Genomic DNA, 24417 nt, shown 5'->3' on the forward strand with positions numbered 1-24417 from the left:
CGTGTGTCAGGGCGTGGTCAGTGGGCGGATCCGGCGGTCGCCGGCGGCAGTTCCACCTGGACGCCCGGGTCGCCCGCGTCCGCCGTGTAGTCCTCCGGCCTGGTCTCGTCGACGCCCTCGGGGGCCTTCGCCGCCTTCAGGACGAAGGTGAGGACGACGGTCACGACCACGTTCAGTACGAACGCCGTCAGGCCGATGTAGCCGATCTCCCCGATGCCGGGGATCTCCTTCGCCGAGCCGCCGAAGTGCTTCTGCGTCGGGGAGGCGACGCCGTACGCGGCGATCGTGCCGTAGAGCATGCCGACCGCCCAGCCGGCCAGCAGGGCCCAGCGGTGGAACCAGCGGGTGAACAGGCCGCCGACCAGGGCCGGGAAGGTCTGCAGGATCCAGATGCCGCCCAGGAGCTGGAAGTTGATCGCGACCGTCTTGTCCATGGTGAGGACGAAGATCAGGGCGCCCACCTTCACCAGCAGCGAGACCAGCTTGGAGACCTTTGTCTCCTGCGCGGGCGTCGCGTCCGGCTTGATGAAGTCCTTGTAGATGTTGCGGGTGAAGAGGTTCGCCGCCGCGATGGACATGATGGCCGCGGGGACGAGGGCGCCGATGCCGATCGCCGCGAAGGCGACGCCCGCGAACCAGGCCGGGAACATGTCCTCGAAGAGCTGCGGGATCGCCAACTGGGGGTTGGTGGCCTCGACTCCGGCCGCGATCGCCATGAAGCCCAGCAGGGCCAGCAGGCCCAGCATCAGGGAGTACAGCGGCAGGATCGTGGTGTTGCGGCGGATCACCTCACGGCTGCGCGAGGACAGCGTCGCCGTGATCGAGTGCGGGTACATGAACAGCGCGAGTGCGGAGCCCAACGCCAGCGTGGCGTACGTCCACTGGCCCGCCTCCGGCGGGACCAGTCCGCCCGCACCGGCCTTCGTGTACTTATCGCCGGCCGCGGCGAAGATTTCGTCGAATCCGCCCAGCTTGATCGGTATGTAGATGATCGCCACCGCGATGACGATGTAGATCAGCGTGTCCTTGACGAACGCGATCAGCGCGGGGGCGCGCAGCCCCGAGGAGTAGGTGTACGCCGCCAGCACACCGAAGGCGATGAGAAGCGGGAGGTCCTTGACGAACCAGTTGGTGTTCTCGCCGCCGCCCACGCCCATCACGTCCAGCACCGCCTGGATGCCGACCAGTTGGAGCGCGATGTACGGCATGGTCGCCAGGAGGCCGGTGACGGCGACGGCCAGCGACAGGCCCTTCGAGCCGAAGCGGCCGCGCACGAAGTCCGAGGTCGTCACATAGCCGTGCTTGTGCGAGACCGACCACAGGCGGGGCAGGAACGTGAAGATCAGGGGGTAGACGAGAATGGTGTAGGGCACCGCGAAGAAGCCCGCCGCGCCGGCCGCGTAGATCGCCGCCGGGACCGCCACGAAGGTGTACGCCGTGTACAGGTCGCCGCCGAGCAGGAACCAGGTCACCCAGGTGCCGAACGACCGGCCGCCCAGGCCCCATTCGTCGAGGCTGTGCTCGTTCTCGGCCTTGCGCCAGCGCGCGGCCAGGAAGCCCATGACCGTGACGGCCACGAAGAAGAAGATGAACACGGCGAGTGCCACGCCGTTCACGTCGTTCTTCACTCCGACGCACCGCCCTTCTCGGAAGCGCGGGCGCGCTGGTCACGCTGCCACAACTGGTACGCGATCATCGTCAGCACCGTGGAGAGCAGAACCCACAGCATCTGGTACCAGTAGAAGAACGGGATGCCGGCGAACTCCGGGTCGGTCTTGGCGTACGAACCCACCCACAACATCGCCACGAAGGGCGCGACGAGGCAGAGCGCGATGACGACACGCACTGGTGTCACCACCGGTCTGCTCACTTCTGGGGCGTCTGACATCTGCGGCTCCGTCCCTTACTGATCACCTGAGAAACGCGCAGGCAATCTAGGTCACGGTGTCGCACCAGCGGAAGACCTCGTCCGCATATCGGTATGTCGATTCGGTGAAGGCGCAGCCCCCGGCGGTCAGCAGCAGCGGAATCCCTGGCGCGGGTCGGCCTCCTGACGGTCGCCGCGCATCCGCTCGAAGTCGCGCCGGGACGGCACCTTCGCGTCCGGCTGCTCGTGCCGGACGCAGACGTGGGCCGCGTCGACGATGACGACGACGATCAGCAGGGCGAGGACCGCCGAGAGGACGCCGTCCACGGTGGAGTTGGTGACCGCGGTGTGCATGTCGTCCATGGTCTTGGCGGGCGGCAGGACCTCACCGCGGTCGATGGCGTCCTGGAACACCTGACGCTGCTTGAGGAAGCCGGCCTTGGGGTCGCTGGAGAAGAGTGACGATGGATCGGACGTTCGCGGTACGCACCGGGGAGTTCCTCCCGTCCATGCGGCGACGGGAGGAACGTAGAACAGCGGCGGCAGTTGCGCTACACCGCGTGCCGACCTGCTGGGCCCGGCGGCCTACTCGGCGGGTCGCTTCAGCCGCGCAACGAACTTGTACCTGTCGCCCCGGTAGACCGACCGCACCCACTCCACCGGCTGCCCCTCCCGGTCCAGCGAGTGCCGGGACAGCATCAGCATCGGCAGGCCCACGTCGGTGCCGAGCAGGCCGGCCTCGCGCGGGGTGGCCAGGGAGGTCTCGATGGTCTCCTCGGCCTCGGCGAGATGGACGTCGTAGACCTCGGCGAGGGCCGTGTAGAGGGACGTGTACTTGGCCAGGGACCTGCGCAGGGCCGGGAAGCGCTTCGCGGAGAGGTGGGTCGTCTCGATGGCCATCGGCTCGCCGTTCGCCATGCGCAGCCGCTCGATGCGCAGCACCCGGCCGCCGGCGGTGATGTCGAGCTGGTCGGCGAGGCGGTCGTCGGCGGTGATGTAGCCGATGTCCAGCAGCTGCGAGGTCGGTTCCAGGCCCTGGGCGCGCATGTCCTCGGTGTACGAGGTGAGTTGGAGGGCCTGCGAGACCTTCGGCTTGGCGACGAACGTGCCCTTGCCCTGGATGCGCTCCAGGCGCCCCTCGACGACCAGCTCCTGCAGGGCCTGGCGCACGGTCGTGCGGGAGGTGTCGAACTCGGCGGCCAGCGTGCGCTCGGGCGGGACCGGGGTGCCGGGCGCCTGGGTCTCCGTCATGTCGAGGAGGTGCTTCTTCAGGCGGTAGTACTTGGGCACGCGGGCGGTACGGACCGTGGCGCCGTTCTCGTTCTCCGCACTGCTGACGTCGGTGCTCATGGTCTGCCTTCCCGGCTCCGGATGCGGGTCACATCGTGATCCCTTCTGTATACCGTCGCCGCCTCTTTTGGTCTAGTCCACAGTGTTAAGTGGTCTAGCGGAGGAGAGTACTCCGGCGTCGCTGTTTTCGCTGCCTTCTTACTTAAAGGTTCCTGCATATATAGGTCCCATAACAGCTGGTCAGGGGCTATTCGGCCACCCTTGACACGCTTCATGGTCTGGTCCAAGCTCCCCCTACTGGTCTACACCATTGGTCCAGGTCCCGGCCCATGGGCGGGAGGTGTGGGCATCCCTGAGGAGGGTGGCGTGAAGCGCAAGCTGATATCCGCGATCGGTGTCGCGGGCATGATGATCTCGCTGGCGGCGTGCGGGGGCGACAACGGCGACGGTGGGGACAAGGCCGGGGCGGACGGCTACGCGGGCCAGACGCTCACGGTGTGGGTGATGGACGGCTCCACGCCGGACCAGTGGCAGAAGGACGTCACGGCGGCCTTCGAGAAGCAGACCAAGGCCAAGGTCAAGTTCGAGATCCAGCAGTGGAACGGCATCCAGCAGAAGCTGACCACCGCCCTGTCGGAGGAGAACCCGCCGGACGTCTTCGAGATCGGCAACACCCAGACCCCGGCCTACGCCAAGACCGGCGGCCTCGCCGACCTCGCCGACCTGAAGACCTCCATCGGCGCCGACTGGACCGCGTCCCTCAACGAGTCCTCCATCTACGACGGCAAGCAGTACGCCGCCCCTTGGTACTTCGCCAACCGCGTCGTCCTCTACAACAAGAAGATCTGGGCCGAGGCCGGCATCAAGGACACCCCCAAGACCCGGGACGAGTTCTACGCCGACCTCAAGCAGATCGGCCAGAAGACCGACGCCGAGCCCCTCTACCTGCCCGGCCAGAACTGGTACCACTTCGTCGGCCTGACCATCGGTGAGGGCGCCGAGCTGGTCAAGAAGGACGGCGACAAGTACGTCTCCAACCTGGCCGACCCGAAGATCGCCGCCGCCATGGAGACGTACAAGAAGTTCCAGGCCCTCTCCAAGGCGCCCAAGGACAAGGACGAGGCCACCCCGCAGCAGGGCGAGGTCTTCGGCAAGGGCAACGTCGGTGCCTTCATCGGCATGGGATGGGAGGCCGGCATCGCGATCAAGGCCAACCCGAAGATCGAGAAGGAGATCGGCTACTTCACCATCCCCGGTGCCACGGCCGACAAGCCCGAGGGCGTCTTCCTCGGCGGCTCCAACCTCGCGGTCGCCGCGGGCAGCGAGAAGCAGGAGCTCGCCAAGGAGTTCCTGAAGATCGCCCTGTCCGACACGTACGAGGGCGAGCTGGCCAAGCTCAACGGCGTCATCCCGAACAAGGAGTCGCTGCAGAGCAACCTCAAGGGCAATGTCGTCGCCGAGGCCGCCGCGCCGGCCGTCGCGGGCGGTGGCACCACGCCGCTGATCCCCGAGTGGGCCGCCGTGGAGAACGCGCCCAACCCGGTCAAGACGTACATGACCGCCGTGCTGAACGGTAAGTCCCCGGCCGAGGCCGCGGCGCAGGTCAAGGACGAGTTCAACAAGCGTCTGTCGCAGCAGCAGTAACGGCGCCGGTGTTCGCGCCGGGGCGGGGGATGCGCGTGCCACCCCCCCGCCCCGGCGACCGCACGCGGGTCTACGTACGTAGGTCGAGAAGAGAGATCGCGAGCATGACCGTGCAGACCGAACGGCCGCCCTCCGGCCCGGTGGACGTAGCCAGAAGGGACGAGAGCGGGTCCGCCGGAGAGCGGCCCCGAGCCACGTCCCGGGCCGGCGCGCTCACCCCGTACCTCCTGCTTCTGCCTGCCTGCGTGGCCACCGTGCTGCTGCTCGGCTGGCCGCTGCTGAAGGACGTCCTGCTGTCGTTCCAGAACCTCAACATGGCGCAGCTGATCCAGCACGTCACCGAGTGGAACGGCATCGACAACTACAAGGAGGTCCTCACCGGAGAGGACTTCTGGCGCGTCACCCTGCGCTCGATCCTGTTCACGGCGGTCAACGTCGCCCTGATCATGCTCCTCGGCGCGCTGGTCGGCCTGCTGCTCGCCCGCCTCGGCAACCGGATGCGGGTCACCCTGATGATCGGCCTCGTGCTGGCCTGGGCGATGCCCGTGGTCGCCGCGACCACCGTCTACCAGTGGCTGTTCGCGCAGCGCTTCGGCGTCGTCAACTGGGTCCTGGACAAGCTGGGTTGGCACTCCATGGCCGACTACAGCTGGACCAGCAGCCAGATGTCGACGTTCTTCGTGGTCACGGTCCTGATCGTCTGGCAGTCGATCCCGTTCGTCGCGATCAACCTGTACGCGGCCACGACCACCATCCCCAGCGAGCTCTACGAGGCCGCGTCGCTCGACGGCGCGGGCGCCTGGAAGAGCTTCACCACGGTGACCATGCCCTTCCTGCGCCCCTTCCTCTACGCAACGACGTTCCTGGAGGTCATCTGGGTCTTCAAGGCGTTCGTGCAGGTCTTCACCATCAACGGCGGCGGCCCCGACCGGCTCACCGAGATCCTGCCCGTCTACGCCTACATCGAGGGCGTCGGCAACCAGCACTACGGCATGGGAGCGGCGATCGCCGTCCTGACCATCCTGATCCTGCTCGGCCTCACCGCCTACTACCTGCGGATCGTGCTCAAGCAAGAGGAGGACGAGCTGTGAAGCGCTCGCTCTTCGGCCGCCTGTGGCCCAACGTCACGGCCGTCGTCCTGTTCATCGGCTTCGTCTTCCCCGTGTACTGGATGTTCTCCACGGCCTTCAAGCCGACCGGCGACATCATCTCGGAGACCCCCGTCTGGTTCCCGACCGACATCACCTTCGAGCACTTCAAGCGGGCGACCGGCGTCGACCACTTCTGGACGTACGTCACCAACTCGCTGATCGTCACGCTCTGCGCGGTCGCTCTGGCGCTGGTCATCGCGCTGGCGGGCTCCTTCGCCCTGGCCCGGATGCGGTTCAAGGGGCGGCGCGGCTTTGTCATCGGCTTCATGCTGGCCCAGATGGCGCCCTGGGAGGTCATGATCATCGCGATGTACATGATCGTGCGGGACGCGTCGATGCTGAACAGCCTCGTACCGCTGACGGTCTTCTACATGATGATGATCCTGCCCTTCACCATCCTGACCCTGCGCGGCTTCGTCGCGGCGGTGCCCCGGGAGCTGGAGGAGGCCGCGATGGTCGACGGCTGCACCCGCGCCCAGGCCTTCCGCAAGGTCATCCTGCCGCTGCTGGCCCCGGGCCTGATGTCCACGTCCCTGTTCGGCTTCATCACCGCATGGAATGAATTCCCCCTGGTCCTGGTGCTGAACAAGGAGACCGAGGCGCAGACCCTGCCACTGTGGCTGTCCAGCTTCCAGACCGCCTTCGGCAACGACTGGGGCGCGACGATGGCGGCGTCCTCGCTCTTCGCCATCCCGATCCTGATCCTCTTCGTCTTCCTGCAGCGCAGGGCTGTCAGCGGCCTGACGGCCGGCGCCGTGAAGGGATAACGCCACCCGATGACGACATTCGCCAGCGGCACCGACACTTTGACGCGTGACGCCCTGACCGTCCTGCAGCCCGGCTTCACCGGCACCACCGCCCCCGACTGGCTGCTGCGCCGCCTCGGCGAGGGGCTCGCCTCCGTCGGCCTGTTCGGCCGCAACATCGCCTCTCCCGAGCAACTGGCCGCCCTGACAGCCCAGTTGCGCGCCGAGCGGGACGACGTACTGGTCGCGATCGACGAGGAGGGCGGCGACGTCACCCGCCTGGAGGTGCGCACCGGCTCCTCCTTCCCCGGCAACCACGCCCTGGGCGCGGTGGACGACGTGGACCTGACGAGGGAGGTGGCGTCCGAACTGGGCCGCCGCCTGGCCGCCTGCGGCGTGAACCTCAACTGGGCCCCGTCGGCCGACGTGAACTCCAACCCCTCCAACCCGGTCATCGGCGTCCGCTCCTTCGGCGCCGACACCGCCCTGGTCGCCCGCCACACCGCGGCCTACGTCACCGGCCTGCAGTCGGCGGGAGTGGCGGCCTGCACGAAGCACTTCCCGGGCCACGGCGACACGGCGGTCGACTCCCACCACGCGCTCCCGCGCATCGACGCGGCCACGGACGTCCTGTCGGACCGCGAACTCTCCCCGTTCCGCGCGGCGATCGCCGTCGGCACGCGGGCGGTGATGAGCGCGCACATCCTCATCCCCGCCCTGGACCCCGACCGCCCGGCGACCCTCTCCCGCCCGGTCCTGACCGATCTCCTGCGCGGCGACCTCGGCTACACCGGCCTGATCGTCACCGACGGCATGGAGATGCAGGCCATCGCCGCCACCTACGGCATCGAACGCGGCAGCGTCCTCGCCATCGCGGCCGGCGCCGACGCCATCTGTGTGGGCGGCGGCCTGGCGGACGACGAGACGGTACGCCGCCTGCGCGACGCCCTGGTCGCGGCGGTCCGCTCGGGCGAACTCGCCGAGGGCCGCCTGGCCGAGGCCGCGGAACGGGTGCGCGAACTGGCCCGCTGGACAGCGACCGCGGCCCCGGTGACCGAGGGCGAGGTGCGCACGGAGGTGGGCCTCATCGCGGCCCGCCGCGCGGTGCGGGTCACCGGCGCCGAGAATCACACCCCCCTCACCGAAGCGCCCTACGTCGCGGCCTTCACCCCGGTCGCGAACATCGCGGTCGGCGACGAGACACCGTGGGGCGTGGCGGCGGAGCTGGCCCGACTGCTGCCGGGCACGGAAACAGGCACCTACACGGGCGAGGACGCGGGCCGCGCGGCCATGGAAGCGTCCGGTGGCCGCCGAGTGGTGGCCGTGGTCCGCGACGAACACCGCCACGCGTGGATGGCGGCTGCTCTGGACCACCTGCTGGAGTCCCGCCCGGACACGATCGTGGTCGAGATGGGCGTCCCCCAGGCAGCTCCCCGAGGCGCCCTGCACATCGCGACCCATGGCGCGGCGCGTGTGTGCGGGCGGGCGGCGGCGGAGGCCATCGCGGGGGAGTAGCCGCAACGAATACGGAGGCGCCGGTCCCTTGAAAGGGGACCGGCGCCTTCAACTCCGTCAGGGGCGCGGGGAACTGCGCGAGTAACCCACCACCACCCGCAGTCCGCAAAAAACCCGACCCGGCAGACGAAGCCAAGCCCGCCTCTCAGATCCCTTGCCACTCCGGCTTGTTGGCATACGTGTGCCGGAAGTAGTCCGCGAGCTTCAACTTGGACGCGGCGGCCTCGTCGACCACAACCGTGGCATGCGCGTGAAGCTGCAGCGCCGAGGCCGGGCAAACCGCGGCGATCGGCCCTTCCACGGTCGCCGCCACCGCATCCGCCTTGCCCTCACCCGTCGCCAGCAACACCAGATGCCGCGCCTCCAGGATCGTGCCGATCCCCTGCGTGATGACGTGATGCGGCACCTGCTCGATGTCCCCCTCGAAGAACCGCGCGTTGTCGACCCGAGTCTGCTCGGTCAGCGTCTTGATCCGCGTCCGCGACGCCAGCGACGAACACGGCTCGTTGAACCCGATGTGCCCGTCCGTCCCGATCCCGAGCAGCTGCAGATCGACGCCCCCGGCATCGGCCAGCGCCGCGTCATACGCCTCGCACGCCCCCTGCACGTCCTCGGCCGTACCGTCGGGCCCCATGAACGCGTCCATCCCGATCCCGAGCGGCTCCAGCACCTCGCGCCGCAGCACCGACCGATACGACTCCGGGTGCTCGGCGGGCAGCCCCACATACTCGTCCAGCTGCGCGATCCGTGCCCGCGAGACGTCCACGGCACCGGAGCGCACCTTGGCCGCGAGTGCCGTGTAGATGGGCAGCGGCGTCGACCCGGTGGCCACACCGAGCACGGCGTCGGGCTTGCGCCGGAGCAGTTGCGCCATGGCCTCGGCTATCAGCTCGCCACCCGCCTTGGCGTCCGGAACGATGACAACTTCCACGCTGGCCTGCCGATCTGAAGAGGGACTCGAAGGGCACCCTGAAGGGGCATGTGGTTTAGACCAATCTAACAGAGCGAGGCTCCGGGTCCCAGGGTGAACGCAGGCCCCTCGGGCAGTTCGGCAACCCGTCGGGCAGGCGTCATTCCCCGTGGGGGAGTGGAATGGAGACTGTCCGTCCGAAGCGACAGGCGCCGTACGCCGCATGACGACCGCGAGAGCAAGAAGGGCCCCGCATGACCGCCTCGACCCCGTACCCGCCCGACCCTCACGCCCCGCACAGCGAACTCCCCGGCCGGATCATGGCCCGCGAGATGGCAGAACAGCCCGCCGTGCTGCGCCGGATCCTCTCCCAGGGCGCCCCCGTCATCCGCAAGGTCGCCCAGGAGATCGCCGCCCGCGCGCCCCGCTTCGTCCTCCTCACCGCCCGCGGCACCTCCGACAACGCCGCGCTCTACGCCAAGTACCTCCTGGAGATCCGCCTCGGCCTGCCCTGCGGCCTTACCTCGATGTCGACCACCACGGCCTACGGCGCCCGCCCCGACCTCACCGACGTCCTCGTCGTCACCGTCAGCCAGTCCGGTGGCTCCCCGGACCTCGTCGCCTCGACCCGGGCCGCCCGCGAGGCCGGTGCCATCACCCTCGCGGTGACCAACAACCCCGACTCACCGCTGGCCGGCGTCTCCGAATACCACCTCGACATCATGGCCGGACCGGAGAGGGCCCTGCCCGCGACCAAGACCTATACGGCCTCCCTTCTCGTCCTGTACCTCTTCGTCGAAGGCCTGCGCGGCGGCGACGGCACCCCTGCCAAGGTGCTCCCGGACCTCGCCGGGCAGCTGCTCGCCCGGCAGGGCGAGGTCCGGGCCCTCGCCGCCCGCTACCGCTTCGCCGAACGCATGGTGATCACCTCCCGTGGCTACGGCTATCCCACGGCCAAGGAGGCCGCGCTCAAGCTGATGGAGACCAGCTACATCCCGGCCCTCGCCTACTCCGGCGCCGACCTCCTGCACGGCCCGCTCGCCATGGTCGACAACGTTTCCCCGGTCATCGCGGTCGTCACCGACGGCAAGGGCGGCGAGGCCTTGCGACCCGTCCTCGACCGGCTGCGCGGCCGCGGCGCCGACCTGGTCGTCATCGGCGCCCGGCACCAGGTCGAGCAGGCATCGGCCGGCTTCGTCCTGCCCACCGAGGACGTGGCCGAGGAGGTGCAGCCGATCCTGGAGATCCTCCCCCTCCAACTGCTGGCCTACGAGGTCACCCTCGCTCGCGGCCAGGACCCGGACGCGCCCCGGGCGCTGGCGAAAGTGACGGAGACGCACTGAGCCTGGGCGCCCCAAGGAGCTGAACCGGGGCGCCGCAAGGAGCTGAACCCGGGGCACCCCACGAGATGTTGCTACGTCAGCGAGCCCCCCGTCGCGTCCACCCAGCTCCCCGTCACCCACCGGCCCGCGTCCGACGCCAGGAACGCCACCACGTCCGCCACATCGGCCGGTGTCCCCACCCGTCCCAGCGCCGAATATGCCGCGGCCTGGGCCCACCCGTCCTCGGTGCCGTGCAGCAACTCGGCGGTGTTGTCCGTGTCTATGATCCCGGGCGCCACCGAGTTCACCGTGATTCCGCGAGAGCCCAGGACCTTGGACAGGTCCCGCGTGAAGACGTCGAGCGCCCCCTTGGTCATGGCGTACGCCATCTTGTCCGGCATCGCCGCGGTGCGCGCCAGCCCCGAGGAGATGTTGATGACCCGGCCGCCGTCCCGCAACCGGCCGAGGCCGTGCTTGACGATGAAGTGGGGCGCCTTCACGTTCACCGCGAAGACCCTGTCGTACTCCTCCTCGTCGATCTGCCCGAGCGCCGACGATGTGCCGATCCCCGCGTTGTTGACCAGGATGTCCAGCCCGTCCGCCCGCCGGTCGAACTCCTCCCACAGGGCCTCGGCGTCTCCCGGCGCTCCCAGCTCGACGCCGATCGTGAACGCCGAGCCGCCCGCCGCCTCGATCGCGGCGACCGTCTCCTTCGCCGCCGCCTCGCTCCTGCCGTAGTGCACGCCGACCCGCGCACCGTCGCGCCCCAGCCGCTCGGCGATTCCTCGCCCGATCCCCCTGCTCGCCCCCGTGACCAGAGCCGTCCTGCCCGCAAGTGCACCCATGCCGGCGCCCCCTTCGCATTTCTCTAGCGGTCGCTACAAAAATGACCGTAGATCACCCCGCCGACATTTGTCTAGCGTCCGCTATAAAATGCACCCCATGGTGAGCAACAAGGTGAGCAGCAAGGAGAGCGAGGAGGCCGGGGCGAAGGTTCGTCCGGCGGTCAAACCCCGCGGCCGCCCACGCTCCTTCGACCGCGAGACCGCGCTGGAGAAGGCGATCCTCGCGTTCTGGGAGCACGGCTACGAGGCGACCTCCGTCTCCGACCTCACGCGCGTCATGGACATCGGCGCCCCCAGCCTGTACTCCGCCTTCGGTGACAAGCAGTCGCTCTTCGCAGAGGTCGTCCGCGAGTACGGCGTGCGGTACGGCTCCTTCGCCGATCGCGCTCTCGCCGAGGAGCCCACCGCCCGCGCCGCCGTGGCGCGGATGCTGCGCGAGGCAGCCGCGGAGTACACCGACCCGGCCCATCCGCACGGCTGTCTCGTCGTCCATGCGGCGACCAACTGCTCGACGCCCGAGGTGGAGGAGTCGCTGCGGGGGCGGCGCAACGCCAACATCGCAGCCGTCCGGAGCCGTATAGAAGCGGACATCGCCACAGGCGCCCTCCCGCCCGGCACCGACGCCGCCGCGCTCGCCCGGTACGCCGGCGCGATGATCCAGGGCATGTCACAACAGGCGCGCGACGGGGCGAGCCGGGAGGAACTGGAGGAGCTCGCGGAAATTGCCATGGCCAACTGGCCCCGCACATGAACCCACACGGGTTAGGCTGCGTGGTGGATGTCAGGGCCTCCTACTAGTTCTCCTACTGGTTCTCCTACTGGTTCTCCAACTGGTTCTCCAACTGGTTCTCCAACTGGTTCTCCAACTGGTTCGGGGCCCGAGAAGAAGCGTCAACAACAAACAGGCTCCAACGCATGGACACACCGGAGTGGTCTAGTCCACAATGCGGAGGAGTGCGTAGGAGAAGAACGCACCGACTTCCGTCTTCCCCGCACAGGAAGGCGGACCGAGGAACCGGAGCTCTCTGCCCTGACTGCCCCGGATCCTCATCCTTCGCCCGACTGGGACCGCACACCCCACGGCCGATGTTGCTCCGGGCTGCGGTGCCGGGAGGGCTGAGGGTCCCTCCCAGGCGCCGCGGCCCGCGGGTGTTTTCGGCCCCTGCGGGCCCGTGAAGTGGCTGGTTTCGAGTCATGTCCGTACCGCCAGGTACGCTCGGCCACGTGCCCTCCATGAACGAACTCGTACGCCAGCACACAGCCCTCGACGACTCCGACCTCGAGTGGCTCCATCTGCTGGTCTCGGAGTGGCAGCTGCTCTCCGACCTCTCCTTCGCCGACCTCGTCCTGTGGGTCCCCACCAGCGACGGCACCCGCTATGTCTCCGTCGCGCAGATGCGGCCCAACACCGGCCCGACCTCGTACCAGGACGACATGGTCGGCCACCTCGTCCCGCGCGGCCGCCGCCCGATGCTGGACGTCGCGCTCGACGAGGGCCGGATCGTGCGGGAGGGCGACCCCGAGTGGCGCGAGGAGGTCCCGGTCCGCGTCGAGTCGATTCCCGTACGACGGGAAGGGCGCGTCCTGGGTGTCATCGCGCGCAACACCAACCTGCTGACCGTGCGCACCCCGAGCCGCCTGGAGCTGACGTACCTCCAGAGCGCCTCGGATCTCGCGCAGATGATCGCGGCCGGCGCGTTCCCCTTCGCCAACCAGCAGGTCGACATGGACGCCTCGCCGCGCGTCGGCGACGGCCTGATCCGCGTCGACGCCGACGGCACCGTCCAGTACGCCTCCCCGAACGCGCTGTCCGCCTACCACCGCCTCGGCCTCGCCTCCGACCTCGTCGGCCACCACCTGGGCAAAACCACCGCCGAACTCGCCCCGACCCACGGGCCCGTGGACGAGGCGCTCGCCAAGGTCGCCAGCGGCTGGGCGCCCCGCGAGTTCGAGATCGAGTCGGGCGACGGCGTCATCCAGTTCCGGGCGATCCCCCTCAAGCCCAAGGGAACCCGCATCGGTTCGCTGGTCCTGCTCCGGGACGTCACCGAACTGCGCCGCCGCGAACGCGAGTTGATCACCAAGGACGCGACCATCCGGGAGATCCATCACCGGGTGAAGAACAACCTCCAGACGGTGGCCGCCCTGCTCCGTCTCCAGGCCCGGCGTATCGAGTCCGACCGCGGCCGCGAAGCTCTCGAAGAGGCGGTACGGCGAGTCGGCTCGATCGCGATCGTGCACGAGACGCTCTCCCAGAACCTGGACGAACGCGTGGAGTTCGACGAGATCGCCGACCGGGTGCTGGCGATGGTCGCCGAGATCTCGCCCGGCAAGGTCACCGGCCGGCGCACCGGCCGCTTCGGCATCCTGGACGCCGAGGTCGCCACCCCGCTGTCGATGGTCCTGACCGAGATCCTGCAGAACGCCCTGGAACACGGCTTCCGCGAGGGCGACACCGGCACCGTCGAGGTCTCGGCGGTGCGCGGCGGTACGACGAAGCAGGTCCGCCTCCTGGTCACCGTCCAGGACGACGGCGTGGGTCTGCCCGAGGGCTTCGACCCGCACACCGCGGGCAACCTCGGCCTGCAGATCGTACGGACGCTGGTGGAGGGCGAGTTGGGCGGCACGTTCGACATGGTCCCGGCGCCGGAGCGGGGTACTCGGGTGATCCTCGACATCCCGGTGCGGGCACACAAGTAGTTCACGCGCCCGCCCCACTCCCGCACAGGGGCGCCGTACACAGCAAAGAGCCCTGGACCATGTGGTCCAGGGCTAGTGCTCGTTGCTGCTCTGCAATCGCTAAGCGCATCGGGGGTACTGCGCGCTGCGGCTCGGGGGCGGGAGATGCGTACTCGCTGTACGCGCCGCCAAGCTCAGGCTGTTTGCGGGGCGGGTGTTGTCAGGCGGAGGCCTGACGGGCCCGGTTGCGGGCGGCACGGCGCTTCATGGCGCGACGCTCGTCCTCGCTGAGACCACCCCAGACGCCGGAGTCCTGGCCGGACTCGAGCGCCCACTGCAGACACTGATCCATAACGGGGCAGCGACGGCAGACGGCCTTGGCTTCCTCGATCTGCAGCAGCGCAGGACCGGTGTTGCCGATGGGGAAGAAGAGCTCGGGGTCTTCCTCGCGGCAAACGGCGTTGTGACGCCAGTCCATGGCTGCTACCTCTCCTTGTGTATTACGTGCAAGTTGCTTGTGAATGTGAACGCTTTCACGAATCCCTCAACAAGTGAAGGGCCGAACGCCAGGTTCCCTGGCGAGGTCCTGTGATTTGAAGAGGGGTTCCGGTGATCTGTGGAGCCGGTGTTGAGGGCTGTCCCGATCGCCACGTAGAGACTCGCAAACCTCAGCGGCGGATACAACCCCTTCCGGAAAGTTTTTTTTGATTCCTCGGTGTCGACTAGGTCACAGCCGTACTTCCATGGGGTGGATCCTGGCCTAAACGTTCGAGTGAAAGGACTTTCGCCCGTTCCGCTCACACAATCACACGCAGTGCACGGCGTACGCCTGTGAACGTCACGCTCGTACGCAGCCCGAGGTGGTCGCCGTCCATCTGAAGGGGCAACGGGGCCTTCGAATGCAAGGTGAACTGGTCCAGGTCGTGGAGTGTGACGGCATGCCTGCCATGGGGGCCGCGCTCCGGGGACGAAGTGAGCAACTGCGTCGCATACCGGGCAACCGAGACCGTGGACATGCGGCTGAGACCGAGTACGTCGAGCCCTGTATCGAACGAGGCCTTAGGTGCTGCGTACACCGGACGATTACTCAGATACGTCCACGGAGCGGTGTTGCAGATTATGGACAGCACCAAATCGGTCACCGGGTCCTTGCCCGGGCGTTCCAGGGTGATCGTGCCGTGCCGGCGGTGAGGTTCGCCGAGGAACTGGCGCATGGCCTGGCGGAGGTAGAGGGCGTGTGTGGATTTCCTGCCGCGTTCGCGCTGCTGCTCCACGCGGCCCACCACACCCGCGTCGAAGCCGAGCCCCGCGTTGAAGAGGAACCAGCGGGACGGGACCCCTTCGTCCTCCGTACCCGGGGTGCCGGAGGTCAGACCGAGCCCGACCGTACGTTCGCTGCCGTCGCGCAGGGCGTCCAGGAGGGCGCCGGTCGCTTCCACGGGGTCGTTCGGCAGGCCCAGTGCGCGGGCGAAGACATTGGTGGAGCCGCCGGGGACCACCGCCAGGCCGGGGAGATGCCCCGGGTTCGGGCCGGCGTGCAGGAGGCCGTTGACGACCTCGTTCACGGTGCCGTCGCCGCCGAGGGCCACGACCAGGTCGACGTCGTCGCTCTCCGCCGCCTGCCGGCCCAGGTCGCGCGCGTGGCCGCGGTACTCGGTGGTGACCGCCTCGATCTTCATCTCGCTGGCGAGCGCATGGATCAGGACATCGCGCGTACGTGCGCTTGTGGTGGTTGCTGCCGGATTGACCACGAGAAGTGCACGCATGAGTTGCAGCGTACCTACTGGGGGGTACCGGGCACAGGGCGAGGTAGGGATCAAGTAAGACATCGGGCGTGAGTCTCGACACGGGGGACTCCGTCGGTTGGGCCGCGCGTACTGATGTCGTTCGTTGCGAGGTCGAGCGGCGTCAGTGCGGGCCCTGCTGGGGGCCTGCGGCCCCCAGACCCCCGCTTCGGCCCTGAACGGGCCTCGTCCTCAAACGCCGGACGGGCTGGGATGCATCGGCCGGTGTGGAGAGGTGAGGTTCCCGGTCGGGCTGAGGCCTCGAACGCCGGGCGGGCTGAGATGCATCGGCCGCTATAGAGAGGTGAGGTTCCCGGCCGCGAGGCGTAGCCCCCTGCGGCTGCTGAGGGTGGTATCGCGGAGGGCTACCCTTCAGGGGTGACCAAGGAGCAGACCCCCAGCACCCCGGAAATCGCCGGTCCGCGCCCGCGGCGGCTGACGTATGCGGCGGTGCTCACCGCGCTGGAAGGGCTGGGGCTCGCCGTCGGGGGTGTTTGGGTGCTCGTGATGGGGCTCGCCGGTGATCCGGACGACCGGCAGCAGGCCGTCACTCTCGGTGTGACGCTGATCGTTCTCGCTCTGCTGCCGCTGCTCGCCGCGCGGGGCCTGTTCGCTCAGCGCAGCTGGAGCCGTGGGCCGTCCATCATCACGCAGATCCTGGCCCTGCCGGTGGCCTACAGCCTGCTCCAGGCCGACAGCATCGCCATCCCGGCGGGGATCGCGATCGCCGTGGCCGCGATCGCCACGCTCGTGCTCCTGATCAACCAGGAGGCGACCCAGGCCCTCGGAATCCGCGGGCCCGGCAACGCTCCCGATCAGAAGTAGCGCTCAAGCCTGACCGTCACTCCTCCACCAGCAGCTTCTCCCGCAGCTGCGCCAGCGTGCGCGCCAGCAGCCGGGACACGTGCATCTGGGAGATCCCGACCTCCTGCGCGATCTGCGACTGCGTCATGTTGCCGAAGAACCGCAGCAGCAGGATCCGCTTCTCGCGCGGCGGGAGGTCTTCGAGCAGCGGCTTCAGCGACTCCCGGTACTCGACGCCCTCCAGCGCCTCGTCCTCCGCGCCCAGCGTGTCCGCGACCGCAGGGGACTCGTCGTCCGTGTCGGGGACGTCCAGGGAGAGCGTGGAGTACGCGTTGGCGGACTCCAGGCCCTCCAGGACCTCCTCCTCCGAGATCGCCAGCTTCTCGGCGAGTTCATGGACGGTGGGGGAGCGGCCGTGCTGCTGGGACAGCTCGGCCGTGGCCGTCGTCAGGGCGAGGCGCAGCTCCTGCAGGCGCCTCGGCACCCGCACCGCCCAGCCCTTGTCGCGGAAGTGCCGCTTGATCTCGCCGACGACCGTCGGGGTCGCGTAGGTCGAGAACTCGACGCCGCGCTCCGGGTCGAAGCGGTCGACCGACTTGATCAGGCCGATGGTGGCGACCTGGGTGAGGTCGTCCAGCGGCTCACCGCGGTTGCGGAACCGGCGCGCGAGGTGCTCGACGAGCGGCAGGTGCATACGGACCAGCTTGTTGCGCAGCTCCGCGTACTCGGGGCTGCCGTCCGTGAGCTTGCGCAGCTCGACGAACATGGCGCGTGCCCCGCTGCGGTCCTGAGGATCGTGCCGCGTGGCCTGCACGCTGCGCGCGCTCGTCGCCTCTTCCTCGGCGTTTCGCTCGTGCTCGCTCATCGTCCCGCCCGTTGCCCTCTCCCGAGGCCTCGCCTCCACACGGACGGGGGAGGCCCCGATCCGTCCGCCCGGAGGCGCGCCCTGCACGGCACCTTCGTCATCCCGTCCGTCGGCCAGGAAGCCGGCCTCCACGGAGTCTTCCTCCGGGTGCGGCCGGGCCTGCTCGGGGATGCTGTCGATGCCGCCCACCACGCGCAGGGAACCGCTCGGACCGCTCGGGCCCGCCCCCAGGCTCTCGGCTCCGTCCGAGCAGGGGGCAGTGCCGTCCGGCAGCTCTCGTGTGCCGCGCTCTTCGTCCCGCACCGGCCCGTCCCCGTTCCTCACGCCGGCCCGGGTCCCGCGCCGCGCTGTTTGTAGAGGCTGATCGAAACGGTTTTGTCCTCGTCCACGGCGGAGGAGACCTTGCCCGCGAGGGCGGACAGCACGGTCCAGGCGAAGGTGTCCCTGGAGGGGGCATGGCCGTCCGTGGTCGGGGCCGAGACGGTGACCTCGAGTGAGTCGTCGACGAGCCGGAACACGCAACTGAGCACCGAGCCGGGCACGGCCTGCTGGAGCAGGATCGCGCACGCCTCGTCCACAGCGATGCGCAGGTCCTCGATCTCGTCGAGGGTGAAGTCCAAACGGGCCGCGAGGCCGGCAGTCGCCGTACGCAGCACCGACAGGTAGGCACCCGCGGCCGGCAGCCGGACTTCCACGAAGTCCTGGGTCGCGGGCTCGCCTGCGATCTGGGACACCCTCACCTCCAAGGTGGTACAAGCTTCTCGGGGCCGAGGGTTGCCCCCCGGGGTAACGCGATGTGTGGTTCAGCGGTGACGCTATCGCGCTCTGAACTTTCCTGTCCCCAGGACCCCAACCCCTTGCCGTCACTCACAGTAAACCTGTGGATACGCTCCGTGTCTAGGGGTCTGCGGCTCCAATTGGGAAGAGGGCGCGCCGGGTTGACGTACCCAGACGTCAGACGGTCGAACCGTCCGGATCCAGGGTCACACGAGTACGTGGTCGACGAAGCACCAACGCCATTCCTCGCCCGGCTCGTAGGTCCGCATCACCGGGTGACCGGACTCCTTGTGGTGTTCTGTCGCATGCCTCCCAGGCGAGGAGTCGCAGCAGCCGACATGCCCGCAGCTGAGACAGAGCCGCAGTTGTACGGGGTGGCTGCCTTCCGCCAGACACTCCGGACACGTCTCGTTGAGCGCCACGGGTTCCGGGTGCGGCAGCGCGTCGGCGTGCGTGCACTGTTTCATGATTGCCAGGTTACGACGGCCGCGAGGATGGCCGCGCGGAAAACGAGGGCGGGGCGTACGGCGATGATCAAGTGCGGTCCACGGCGAATGATCGAGGGCGGGCGCAGGCCATGAGCGGGCGCGGGCGGAAGACGGCGGCACACGGGCGCGTTCGGACGACGAGGGGTCAGGACCACCGTGCCACGGTGCACGCGCGCGTGGGCACCGGGACGGACGAGAGCGGGCGAGAAGCATGGACGTGATGCCGCTGCTGTTGCTGGTGGCGGGCAGTGCCGCGGTGGCCGCGGCCGCCCGGCGGTCCCCCGTGCCGGCGCCGCTGCTGCTCGTCGCCGCAGGGCTCGCGGTGTCGTACGTGCCGGGCGTGCCCGAGTACACCCTCGACCCGCACATCGTCCTGCCGCTGGTGCTGCCCCCGCTGCTGCACAGCGCGGCGACGGACAGCTCGTATCTCGATCTGCGGGCCCAGATGCGGCCCGTGATGCTGCTGTCGGTGGGATACGTGCTCTTCGCGACCTTCACCGTCGGCTGGGCCGCGTATCTCGTCGTACCGGATCTGCCGCTGACCGCGGCGCTGGTGCTGGGGGCGGTGGTGGCGCCGCCGGACGCGGTCGCGGCGACGGCGGTCGCACGCCGGGTGGGGCTGCCGTCCCGGATCACCACGATCCTGCAGGGCGAGTCCCTGGTGAACGACGCCACCGCGATCACCGCCTACCGCGTGGCGCTCGCGGCCGCCGTCGGAGAGGGCGCCACCTGGGCCGGCGGCATCGGCGAGTTCCTGCTCGCGGCGCTCGGCGGCATCGGCATGGGGCTGGTGCTGATGGTGCCGATCCACTGGCTGCGCACGCATGTGAGGGAAGTGCTGCTGCAGAACACGCTCTCGCTGCTCATCCCGTTCGTCGCGTACGCGGCCGCCGAGCAGGTGCACGCCTCCGGGGTGCTGGCGGTCGTGGTCGTCGCGCTGTACCTGGGGCACCGCGCGTGGGAGGTCGACTTCGCCACCAGGCTCCAGGAGGAGGCGGTGTGGAAGATGGTCGCGTTCGTGCTGGAGTCGGCCGTGTTCGCGCTCATCGGACTGCAGCTGCCGGTGGTCCTCAAGGGCCTCGGGGAGTACGAGGGCGGACGCGCCGCCTGGTATGCGATCGCCGTCTTCGTCGTGGTCGTCGTCTCACGGTTCGTGTGGGTGTATCCGGCGACCTTCCTGCCGCGCATGCTGTCGGCGCGGATCCGGGAGCGTGAGGACAACCCGACCTGGAAGGGGCCGTTCATCATCTCGTGGGCCGGGATGCGGGGCGTGGTCTCGCTGGCCATCGCCTTCTCGATCCCGCTCACGGTGCACGGCGGAGAGGACTTCCCCGAGCGCAACCTCATCCTCTTCCTGACCTTCACCACGGTCATCGGCACGCTGGTCGTCCAGGGTGTCACGCTGCCGTCACTGGTCCGGCTCCTGAAACTCCCCGGGCGGGACGCACAGGCCGAGACCCTCGCCGAGGCGAACGCCCAGGCGCAGGCCTCCCGTGTCGCCGAGCTACGCCTGGAGGAACTCCTCGCCGACGAACGCAACGCGCTCCCGGCCCCACTGGCCGACAGCCTGCGGGCCGTCCTGGAACGGCGCCGCAACTCCGTCTGGGAACGGCTGGGCCAGGCCAACCCGGTCACCGGCGAGTCCGTCGACGACACCTACCGGCGGCTGTCCCGTGAGGTGATCGGCACCGAGCGCACGATGTTCGTGAGGCTGCGAGACGCTCGCCATATCGACGACGAGATGCTGCGGACGCTGCTGCGCAGACTCGACCTGGAGGAGGCCGCGGCCTATCGGGAGGCAGGGTGAGCGGCCGGGCGGCGGAGTGCGCATTTCCCTACCCGCGTGCGCCTCTGACGGTGGATCATAGGAGGGACACGATCGGCACTGGGTGACTCGGGGGGCTCGATGGCCGGCACCTCACAGCGGTTCTTCATCAGTTACGCGGGGGCGGACCGGCTGTGGGCCGAGTGGGTGGGGTGGCATCTCGAACGGGACGGCCATCGCGTCGAGCTCGACGTATGGGACTGGCGGACCGGGGACGACTTCGTCCGGCGGATGGACCAGGGGCTGGAGAAGGCGGACGCCGTCGTGGCTCTGTTCTCCAAGTCGTACTTCGAGGTCGGGCGTTGGACCCAGGAGGAGCGGTCCGCGGTCGTCGCCCGTCGGGACCGGGTCCTTCCGCTCGCGGTGGAACCCCTGACCAACAACGACGTCGACCCCATGTTCGCCGCGAAGGTGCGCATGAACCTGCACGGGCTGGACGAGGCCGCGGCCATCGAGGCATTGCGGGCCGCGGTGAGCGGGACGGGTCGGCCGACCGAGCGTCCGGCGTTTCCGGGAAACCGTCCCGAGGCGCCGGACGGATCTGCCGGGCCCGCGACGCCCTCGGTGCCCGAGGGGCCCAGGCCGCCGCTGCCCGGCGACACCGACGAGCCCGAGGTGTGGAACGTACGCCGCCGCAACCGCGACTTCTCCGGGCGCGAGGCCCAGATGGTCGAGCTCAGGGACGGTCTGCTCAGCGGGCGGCAGTCCGTCGTGCACGCGCTGCACGGGATGGGCGGGATCGGCAAGACGCAGATCGCCCTGGAGTACGCCCACCGGTTCGCCAGCCAGTACGACCTGGTGTGGTGGATCGACGCGGAGCAGAGCGACCAGATCCCGATCCACTACACGGAGCTGGCCGACCGGATCGGCGTCGCTCTCGCCGAAGCCGGTGCCGAGCACAACGCCCGGATGCTGCTGCAGCACCTGCGCACCCGGCCCCGATGGCTGATCATCCTGGACAACGCCGAGGACCCCGATCAGATCGAACCGTGGCTGCCCGAGGGCCCCGGACACGTCCTGATCACCTCACGCAACCCCAACTGGCGCCGCCTGGCCCGCCCGACGGCCCTCGACGTGTTCTCGCGGGCCGACTCGCTCGCCTACCTCAGGAGCCGGATCTCCGGCATCACCGACGACCAGGCGGACACGCTGGCCAGAGAGGTCGGCGATCTTCCGCTGGCTCTCGCGCAGGCCGCGGGCGTGATCGAGAACGGCACGACCGTCGACCTCTATCGGCGGCTCCTGAACGACAGCACGAGCCGGATCCTGCGCGAGGGTGACGTCCCCGACTATCCGGTGCCGCTGGCCGCCGCGGTCGGCATCGCCGTCGAGGGCCTCGACGACAGGCATCCCGACGCCGCGGCGCTGCTGCGGATCGCCGCGTTCCTCGGGCCCGAGCCGATCCCCACCGAGTGGCTGGTGGTCGCGCGGCCCTGGTTGTCCACGATGCCGGGCGACCCCGACGACCTGTTGTGGACGCGGGCCGCCCTCGAACCGCTGCGCCGCTACGGCCTCGCCCGCATCGACGGTGAGGCTCTGCAACTGCATCGCCTGACGCAGGCCGTGCTCCGCGACCAGGTCGATCCGGCGCAGGCCGAGGCCATCCAGGACGACGCGGCGGCCGTCTTGGCCGGTGTCGACCCGGGAGATCCCGACTCTCCGGCCGACTGGCCCACCTGGGTGAGCCTGACGTCTCACCTGATCTCGCAGCACATCGACATCACTCACCGGCCCGAGCTGCGCGCGATGCTTCGCAACGCGATGCACTTCCTGATCCGTAGCGCCCAGCCACGGAGTGTCGCCGAACTCGCCGCCACCCTGCGAGAGGCGTGGACCACGCAGTTGGGCCCCGATCATCCCGACGTCCTGACCTGCACGCAGTACCTCGGCCACGCGACCATGGAGCTCGGCGACATCCGGGGAGCCCGACCGATCATCGAGGACGCCCTTGTACGCCGGCGTCGGACGCTGGGGGACGACGACCCCGACACCCTGCAGTCCGCCAACGACCTCTCCGTGATTCTTTCCTCTCTCGGTGAGTATCAGCAATCACTGCGTATCGACCAGGACACCCTGGCGCGTCGGCGCCGTGTTCTCGGCGACGAGCACACCGAGACCCTTCTGTCCGCCAGCAATCTGGCCGCAACCCTCAACAAGGTGGGTGAGCACGTCGCAGCACGCGACATGGACGAGGACACGCTGGCCCGCTGCCGTCGGGTGCTCGGCGACGACCACCCGGAGACGCTCCGGTCCGCGCTGAATCTCGCCGGTTCCCTCAGTGCGCTCGGTGATGTGACCGAGGCCCGTCGCCTGGAGGAGGAGACTCTGGCCCGATGCCGGAGCACACTCGGCGACGACCACCATCTGACCATGTTCGCTGTTGAGTGCGTTGCCACCACTCTCAATGTCCTGGGCAAACACGGCGAGGCTCGGAGCATGTTCGAGGACGCCTTCGCCCGGCGTCGCCGTACTTCCGGTGACGAGCACCCCGAGACTCTCAGGGTCGCGTCCCATCTTGGCGTCACCCTGGGCATGCGGCATGAGCACGAAGAGGCTCGCCGCTTGCTCGCGGACGTTGTCGCTCGGCAGCGCCACGTTCTTGGTCCGGATCACCCCGATACGCTGTACTCCGCGCATAGTCTCGCCGCAGCCCTGCGCGGGTCGCGTCAGCACGAAGAAGCCCGTCGCCTGCTCGAGGACACACTCGCCCGGCGTCGCTGTGTCCTTGGTGAGGATCACCCCGAGACCCTCAGGTCGGCTCACAACCTCGGCATCGCACTGTGCCAACTGCGCTCCTTCGCGGCGGGCGCGTCGTTGCTGGAAGACGTACGTGCCCGGCGTAGGCGCGTCCTCGGTGACGATCACGAGGACACCCAGGGCACCACCCGATCCCTCGCCGCGGTCTACAGGGACATGGGGCTCCATCGCAAAGCCCAGAAACTGACGGCGAAGAAGACGACAAAGCGCCGCTTCACCAGAAAGTCCCGCTAGTCACCCGCCGAACGGCGCCCCGGTCACCACGGCAACCACCACGTCCCCCGCCCCGAACTTCCCTTCCTCTGCCAACACCACGAGCCCGTACAGCAATTTGGCGACATAGAGACGCTCCACCGGCACCCCATGCCGTTCCTCGAAGTCCTCGGCGAAGGCGTCGAGCTCGGATGTCGTACGGGCGTACCCACCGAAATGGAACCGCTCGTCCAGCCACCAGTCACCGCGCGGACCACCGAACGCCTCGGCCTGCAGGCCCCGTACGTCGTCGCCGAGGAAGCCGCCTTTGAGGACGGGAATGCCCAGGGCCCGCTGACCGGGGTCGAGCCCCGCGGCCAGCCCTGCCAGCGTCCCGCCCGTCCCGCACGCGATCGCGGCGACATCGGCCTGCCCGCGCAGCTCCTCGCCGAGGGCCCGGCACCCCCGTACGGCAAGGGCGTTGCTGCCGCCTTCCGGGACGACGTACGCCCCCTGCGCACCCGCGGCGTGCAGGACGGCCGCCTGCGTTCGCGGGTCGGTCTTGCGGCGGTACGTCGATCTGTCGACGAAATGCAGCCGCATACCGTCGGCCACGCACCGCGCGAGGGACGGATTCAGTGGCCGTTCGGCCAGTTCCTCGCCGCGCACCACACCGACCGTGGGCACGCCGAGGAGCCGGCCGGCGGCGGCGGTGGCGCGCAGGTGGTTGGAGTAGGCGCCGCCGAAGGTGACGATCGGGCGACCGGCCGCGACCGCCAGGTTCGGCGCGAGCTTGCGCCACTTGTTGCCAATCAGCTCCGGGTGGATCAGGTCGTCGCGCTTGAGGAGCAGACGGACGCCACGACGCGTGAACCGCTCGTCGGCCGCCTCCTGCAAAGGGGAGGGGAGCCGTGGGTGGAGGGCGGTGAGGTCGGGGCTGGTCACCAGGCCATTGT

At 69.1% G+C, this 24417-nt stretch carries 22 protein-coding genes; 10 read left to right on the forward strand and 12 right to left on the reverse strand.

The genetic code is table 11. The features are described from left to right. Window positions 1-17: 17 nt before the first annotated feature. From mctP to AB5J49_RS31700, 4 genes are all read right to left on the reverse strand, one after another. The gene (gene mctP / locus AB5J49_RS31685; RefSeq protein ID WP_369172285.1) at window positions 18-1628 is read right to left on the reverse strand and encodes a monocarboxylate uptake permease MctP; all 1611 of its coding nucleotides are present in this window, start codon (window positions 1626-1628) and stop codon (window positions 18-20) included. Then, window positions 1625-1888: a DUF3311 domain-containing protein gene (locus tag AB5J49_RS31690; protein WP_369172286.1), complete on the reverse strand. Its 264-nt coding sequence runs from the start codon at window positions 1886-1888 to the stop codon at window positions 1625-1627. The genes mctP and AB5J49_RS31690 overlap by 4 nt, the downstream gene beginning before the upstream one ends. Window positions 1889-2014: 126 nt before the next feature. Beyond that, on the reverse strand, window positions 2015-2221 hold the full coding sequence (locus tag AB5J49_RS31695) for a CstA-like transporter-associated (seleno)protein (RefSeq protein ID WP_369175332.1): 207 nt from the start codon (window positions 2219-2221) through the stop codon (window positions 2015-2017). A 231-nt stretch (window positions 2222-2452) separates the two neighbouring features. Then, complete coding sequence (locus AB5J49_RS31700) at window positions 2453-3217, reverse strand: GntR family transcriptional regulator (protein WP_369172287.1); 765 nt, start codon at window positions 3215-3217, stop codon at window positions 2453-2455. A gap of 306 nt (window positions 3218-3523) precedes the next feature. Between AB5J49_RS31700 and AB5J49_RS31705 the strand changes: the two genes are divergently transcribed. From AB5J49_RS31705 to AB5J49_RS31720, 4 genes are all read left to right on the forward strand, one after another. After that, complete coding sequence (locus AB5J49_RS31705) at window positions 3524-4801, forward strand: extracellular solute-binding protein (protein ID WP_369172288.1); 1278 nt, start codon at window positions 3524-3526, stop codon at window positions 4799-4801. A 104-nt stretch (window positions 4802-4905) separates the two neighbouring features. Then, window positions 4906-5892 carry a carbohydrate ABC transporter permease gene (locus AB5J49_RS31710; RefSeq protein ID WP_369172289.1) on the forward strand — a complete coding sequence of 329 codons (987 nt, stop codon included), beginning with the start codon at window positions 4906-4908 and terminating at the stop codon, window positions 5890-5892. Further along, on the forward strand, window positions 5889-6719 hold the full coding sequence (locus AB5J49_RS31715; protein ID WP_369172290.1) for a carbohydrate ABC transporter permease: 831 nt from the start codon (window positions 5889-5891) through the stop codon (window positions 6717-6719). The genes AB5J49_RS31710 and AB5J49_RS31715 overlap by 4 nt, the downstream gene beginning before the upstream one ends. Before the next feature lie 9 nt (window positions 6720-6728). Continuing rightward, a complete protein-coding gene (locus tag AB5J49_RS31720; RefSeq protein ID WP_369172291.1) occupies window positions 6729-8213 on the forward strand; it encodes a glycoside hydrolase family 3 protein in 1485 nt (494 codons plus the stop codon). A 145-nt stretch (window positions 8214-8358) separates the two neighbouring features. On the opposite strand, the gene nagB is transcribed toward AB5J49_RS31720, so the two are convergent. Further along, complete coding sequence (gene nagB / locus AB5J49_RS31725) at window positions 8359-9144, reverse strand: glucosamine-6-phosphate deaminase (protein WP_369172292.1); 786 nt, start codon at window positions 9142-9144, stop codon at window positions 8359-8361. Between the two features lie 233 nt (window positions 9145-9377). Here nagB and AB5J49_RS31730 point away from each other — a divergent pair, with 233 nt between their 5' ends. Beyond that, window positions 9378-10466, forward strand: coding sequence for an SIS domain-containing protein (locus AB5J49_RS31730; protein WP_369172293.1), 1089 nt, complete (start codon window positions 9378-9380; stop codon window positions 10464-10466). Between the two features lie 71 nt (window positions 10467-10537). Here AB5J49_RS31730 and AB5J49_RS31735 read toward each other — a convergent pair whose 3' ends face one another. Then, window positions 10538-11290, reverse strand: coding sequence for an SDR family oxidoreductase (locus AB5J49_RS31735; RefSeq protein WP_369172294.1), 753 nt, complete (start codon window positions 11288-11290; stop codon window positions 10538-10540). A gap of 97 nt (window positions 11291-11387) precedes the next feature. Between AB5J49_RS31735 and AB5J49_RS31740 the strand changes: the two genes are divergently transcribed. Beyond that, window positions 11388-12041 (forward strand): TetR/AcrR family transcriptional regulator, encoded by a 654-nt coding sequence (locus AB5J49_RS31740; protein ID WP_369172295.1) that lies wholly within the window; start codon window positions 11388-11390, stop codon window positions 12039-12041. A gap of 482 nt (window positions 12042-12523) precedes the next feature. Continuing rightward, on the forward strand, window positions 12524-13990 hold the full coding sequence (locus AB5J49_RS31745; protein ID WP_369175333.1) for a sensor histidine kinase: 1467 nt from the start codon (window positions 12524-12526) through the stop codon (window positions 13988-13990). Between the two features lie 199 nt (window positions 13991-14189). Here AB5J49_RS31745 and AB5J49_RS31750 read toward each other — a convergent pair whose 3' ends face one another. Together AB5J49_RS31750 and AB5J49_RS31755 are read right to left on the reverse strand one after the other, a co-directional pair. Next, window positions 14190-14447 (reverse strand): WhiB family transcriptional regulator, encoded by a 258-nt coding sequence (locus AB5J49_RS31750; protein ID WP_006142322.1) that lies wholly within the window; start codon window positions 14445-14447, stop codon window positions 14190-14192. Window positions 14448-14766: 319 nt separating this feature from the next. Beyond that, window positions 14767-15735 carry a diacylglycerol kinase family protein gene (locus AB5J49_RS31755; protein WP_369172296.1) on the reverse strand — a complete coding sequence of 323 codons (969 nt, stop codon included), beginning with the start codon at window positions 15733-15735 and terminating at the stop codon, window positions 14767-14769. A 396-nt stretch (window positions 15736-16131) separates the two neighbouring features. Here AB5J49_RS31755 and AB5J49_RS31760 point away from each other — a divergent pair, with 396 nt between their 5' ends. Beyond that, complete coding sequence (locus tag AB5J49_RS31760) at window positions 16132-16578, forward strand: hypothetical protein (protein WP_369172297.1); 447 nt, start codon at window positions 16132-16134, stop codon at window positions 16576-16578. A gap of 16 nt (window positions 16579-16594) precedes the next feature. Here the strand turns inward: AB5J49_RS31760 and AB5J49_RS31765 are convergent, their stop codons facing one another. The 3 genes from AB5J49_RS31765 to AB5J49_RS31775 form a co-directional block, all read right to left on the reverse strand. Further along, window positions 16595-17725 carry an RNA polymerase sigma factor SigF gene (locus AB5J49_RS31765; RefSeq protein WP_369172298.1) on the reverse strand — a complete coding sequence of 377 codons (1131 nt, stop codon included), beginning with the start codon at window positions 17723-17725 and terminating at the stop codon, window positions 16595-16597. A gap of 17 nt (window positions 17726-17742) precedes the next feature. Then, complete coding sequence (locus tag AB5J49_RS31770) at window positions 17743-18156, reverse strand: anti-sigma regulatory factor (protein ID WP_004925829.1); 414 nt, start codon at window positions 18154-18156, stop codon at window positions 17743-17745. 249 nt (window positions 18157-18405) lie between these two features. Next, a complete protein-coding gene (locus AB5J49_RS31775; protein ID WP_369172299.1) occupies window positions 18406-18666 on the reverse strand; it encodes a UBP-type zinc finger domain-containing protein in 261 nt (86 codons plus the stop codon). A 232-nt stretch (window positions 18667-18898) separates the two neighbouring features. Between AB5J49_RS31775 and AB5J49_RS31780 the strand changes: the two genes are divergently transcribed. Both AB5J49_RS31780 and fxsT read left to right on the forward strand, forming a co-directional pair. Then, window positions 18899-20494: a Na+/H+ antiporter gene (locus tag AB5J49_RS31780; RefSeq protein WP_369172300.1), complete on the forward strand. Its 1596-nt coding sequence runs from the start codon at window positions 18899-18901 to the stop codon at window positions 20492-20494. Between the two features lie 99 nt (window positions 20495-20593). Next, a complete protein-coding gene (gene fxsT / locus AB5J49_RS31785; protein WP_369172301.1) occupies window positions 20594-23503 on the forward strand; it encodes an FxSxx-COOH system tetratricopeptide repeat protein in 2910 nt (969 codons plus the stop codon). On the opposite strand, the gene AB5J49_RS31790 is transcribed toward fxsT, so the two are convergent. After that, entirely contained in the window at window positions 23504-24406 is a 903-nt protein-coding gene (locus AB5J49_RS31790; protein WP_369172302.1) for a 1-aminocyclopropane-1-carboxylate deaminase/D-cysteine desulfhydrase, read from the reverse strand. Window positions 24407-24417 lie beyond the last annotated feature (11 nt).

It is taken from the genome of Streptomyces sp. R28 (assembly GCF_041052385.1).
Taxonomy (GTDB): Bacteria; Actinomycetota; Actinomycetes; order Streptomycetales; family Streptomycetaceae; genus Streptomyces.

Bases quoted from the DNA above. Each gene is read 5' to 3' on its own strand.
- AB5J49_RS31780 (WP_369172300.1), top strand. From the start codon at position 18,899: ATGGACGTGATGCCGCTGCTGTTGCTGGTGGCGGGCAGTGCCGCGGTG.
- AB5J49_RS31775 (WP_369172299.1), bottom strand. From the start codon at position 18,666: ATGAAACAGTGCACGCACGCCGACGCGCTGCCGCACCCGGAACCCGTG.
- AB5J49_RS31710 (WP_369172289.1), top strand. From the start codon at position 4,906: ATGACCGTGCAGACCGAACGGCCGCCCTCCGGCCCGGTGGACGTAGCC.
- AB5J49_RS31735 (WP_369172294.1), bottom strand. From the start codon at position 11,290: ATGGGTGCACTTGCGGGCAGGACGGCTCTGGTCACGGGGGCGAGCAGG.
- AB5J49_RS31700 (WP_369172287.1), bottom strand. From the start codon at position 3,217: ATGAGCACCGACGTCAGCAGTGCGGAGAACGAGAACGGCGCCACGGTC.
- AB5J49_RS31695 (WP_369175332.1), bottom strand. From the start codon at position 2,221: ATGCACACCGCGGTCACCAACTCCACCGTGGACGGCGTCCTCTCGGCG.
- AB5J49_RS31730 (WP_369172293.1), top strand. From the start codon at position 9,378: ATGACCGCCTCGACCCCGTACCCGCCCGACCCTCACGCCCCGCACAGC.
- AB5J49_RS31720 (WP_369172291.1), top strand. From the start codon at position 6,729: ATGACGACATTCGCCAGCGGCACCGACACTTTGACGCGTGACGCCCTG.
- AB5J49_RS31750 (WP_006142322.1), bottom strand. From the start codon at position 14,447: ATGGACTGGCGTCACAACGCCGTTTGCCGCGAGGAAGACCCCGAGCTC.
- AB5J49_RS31690 (WP_369172286.1), bottom strand. From the start codon at position 1,888: ATGTCAGACGCCCCAGAAGTGAGCAGACCGGTGGTGACACCAGTGCGT.
- AB5J49_RS31745 (WP_369175333.1), top strand. From the start codon at position 12,524: ATGAACGAACTCGTACGCCAGCACACAGCCCTCGACGACTCCGACCTC.
- AB5J49_RS31740 (WP_369172295.1), top strand. From the start codon at position 11,388: ATGGTGAGCAACAAGGTGAGCAGCAAGGAGAGCGAGGAGGCCGGGGCG.
- AB5J49_RS31755 (WP_369172296.1), bottom strand. From the start codon at position 15,735: ATGCGTGCACTTCTCGTGGTCAATCCGGCAGCAACCACCACAAGCGCA.
- fxsT (WP_369172301.1), top strand. From the start codon at position 20,594: ATGGCCGGCACCTCACAGCGGTTCTTCATCAGTTACGCGGGGGCGGAC.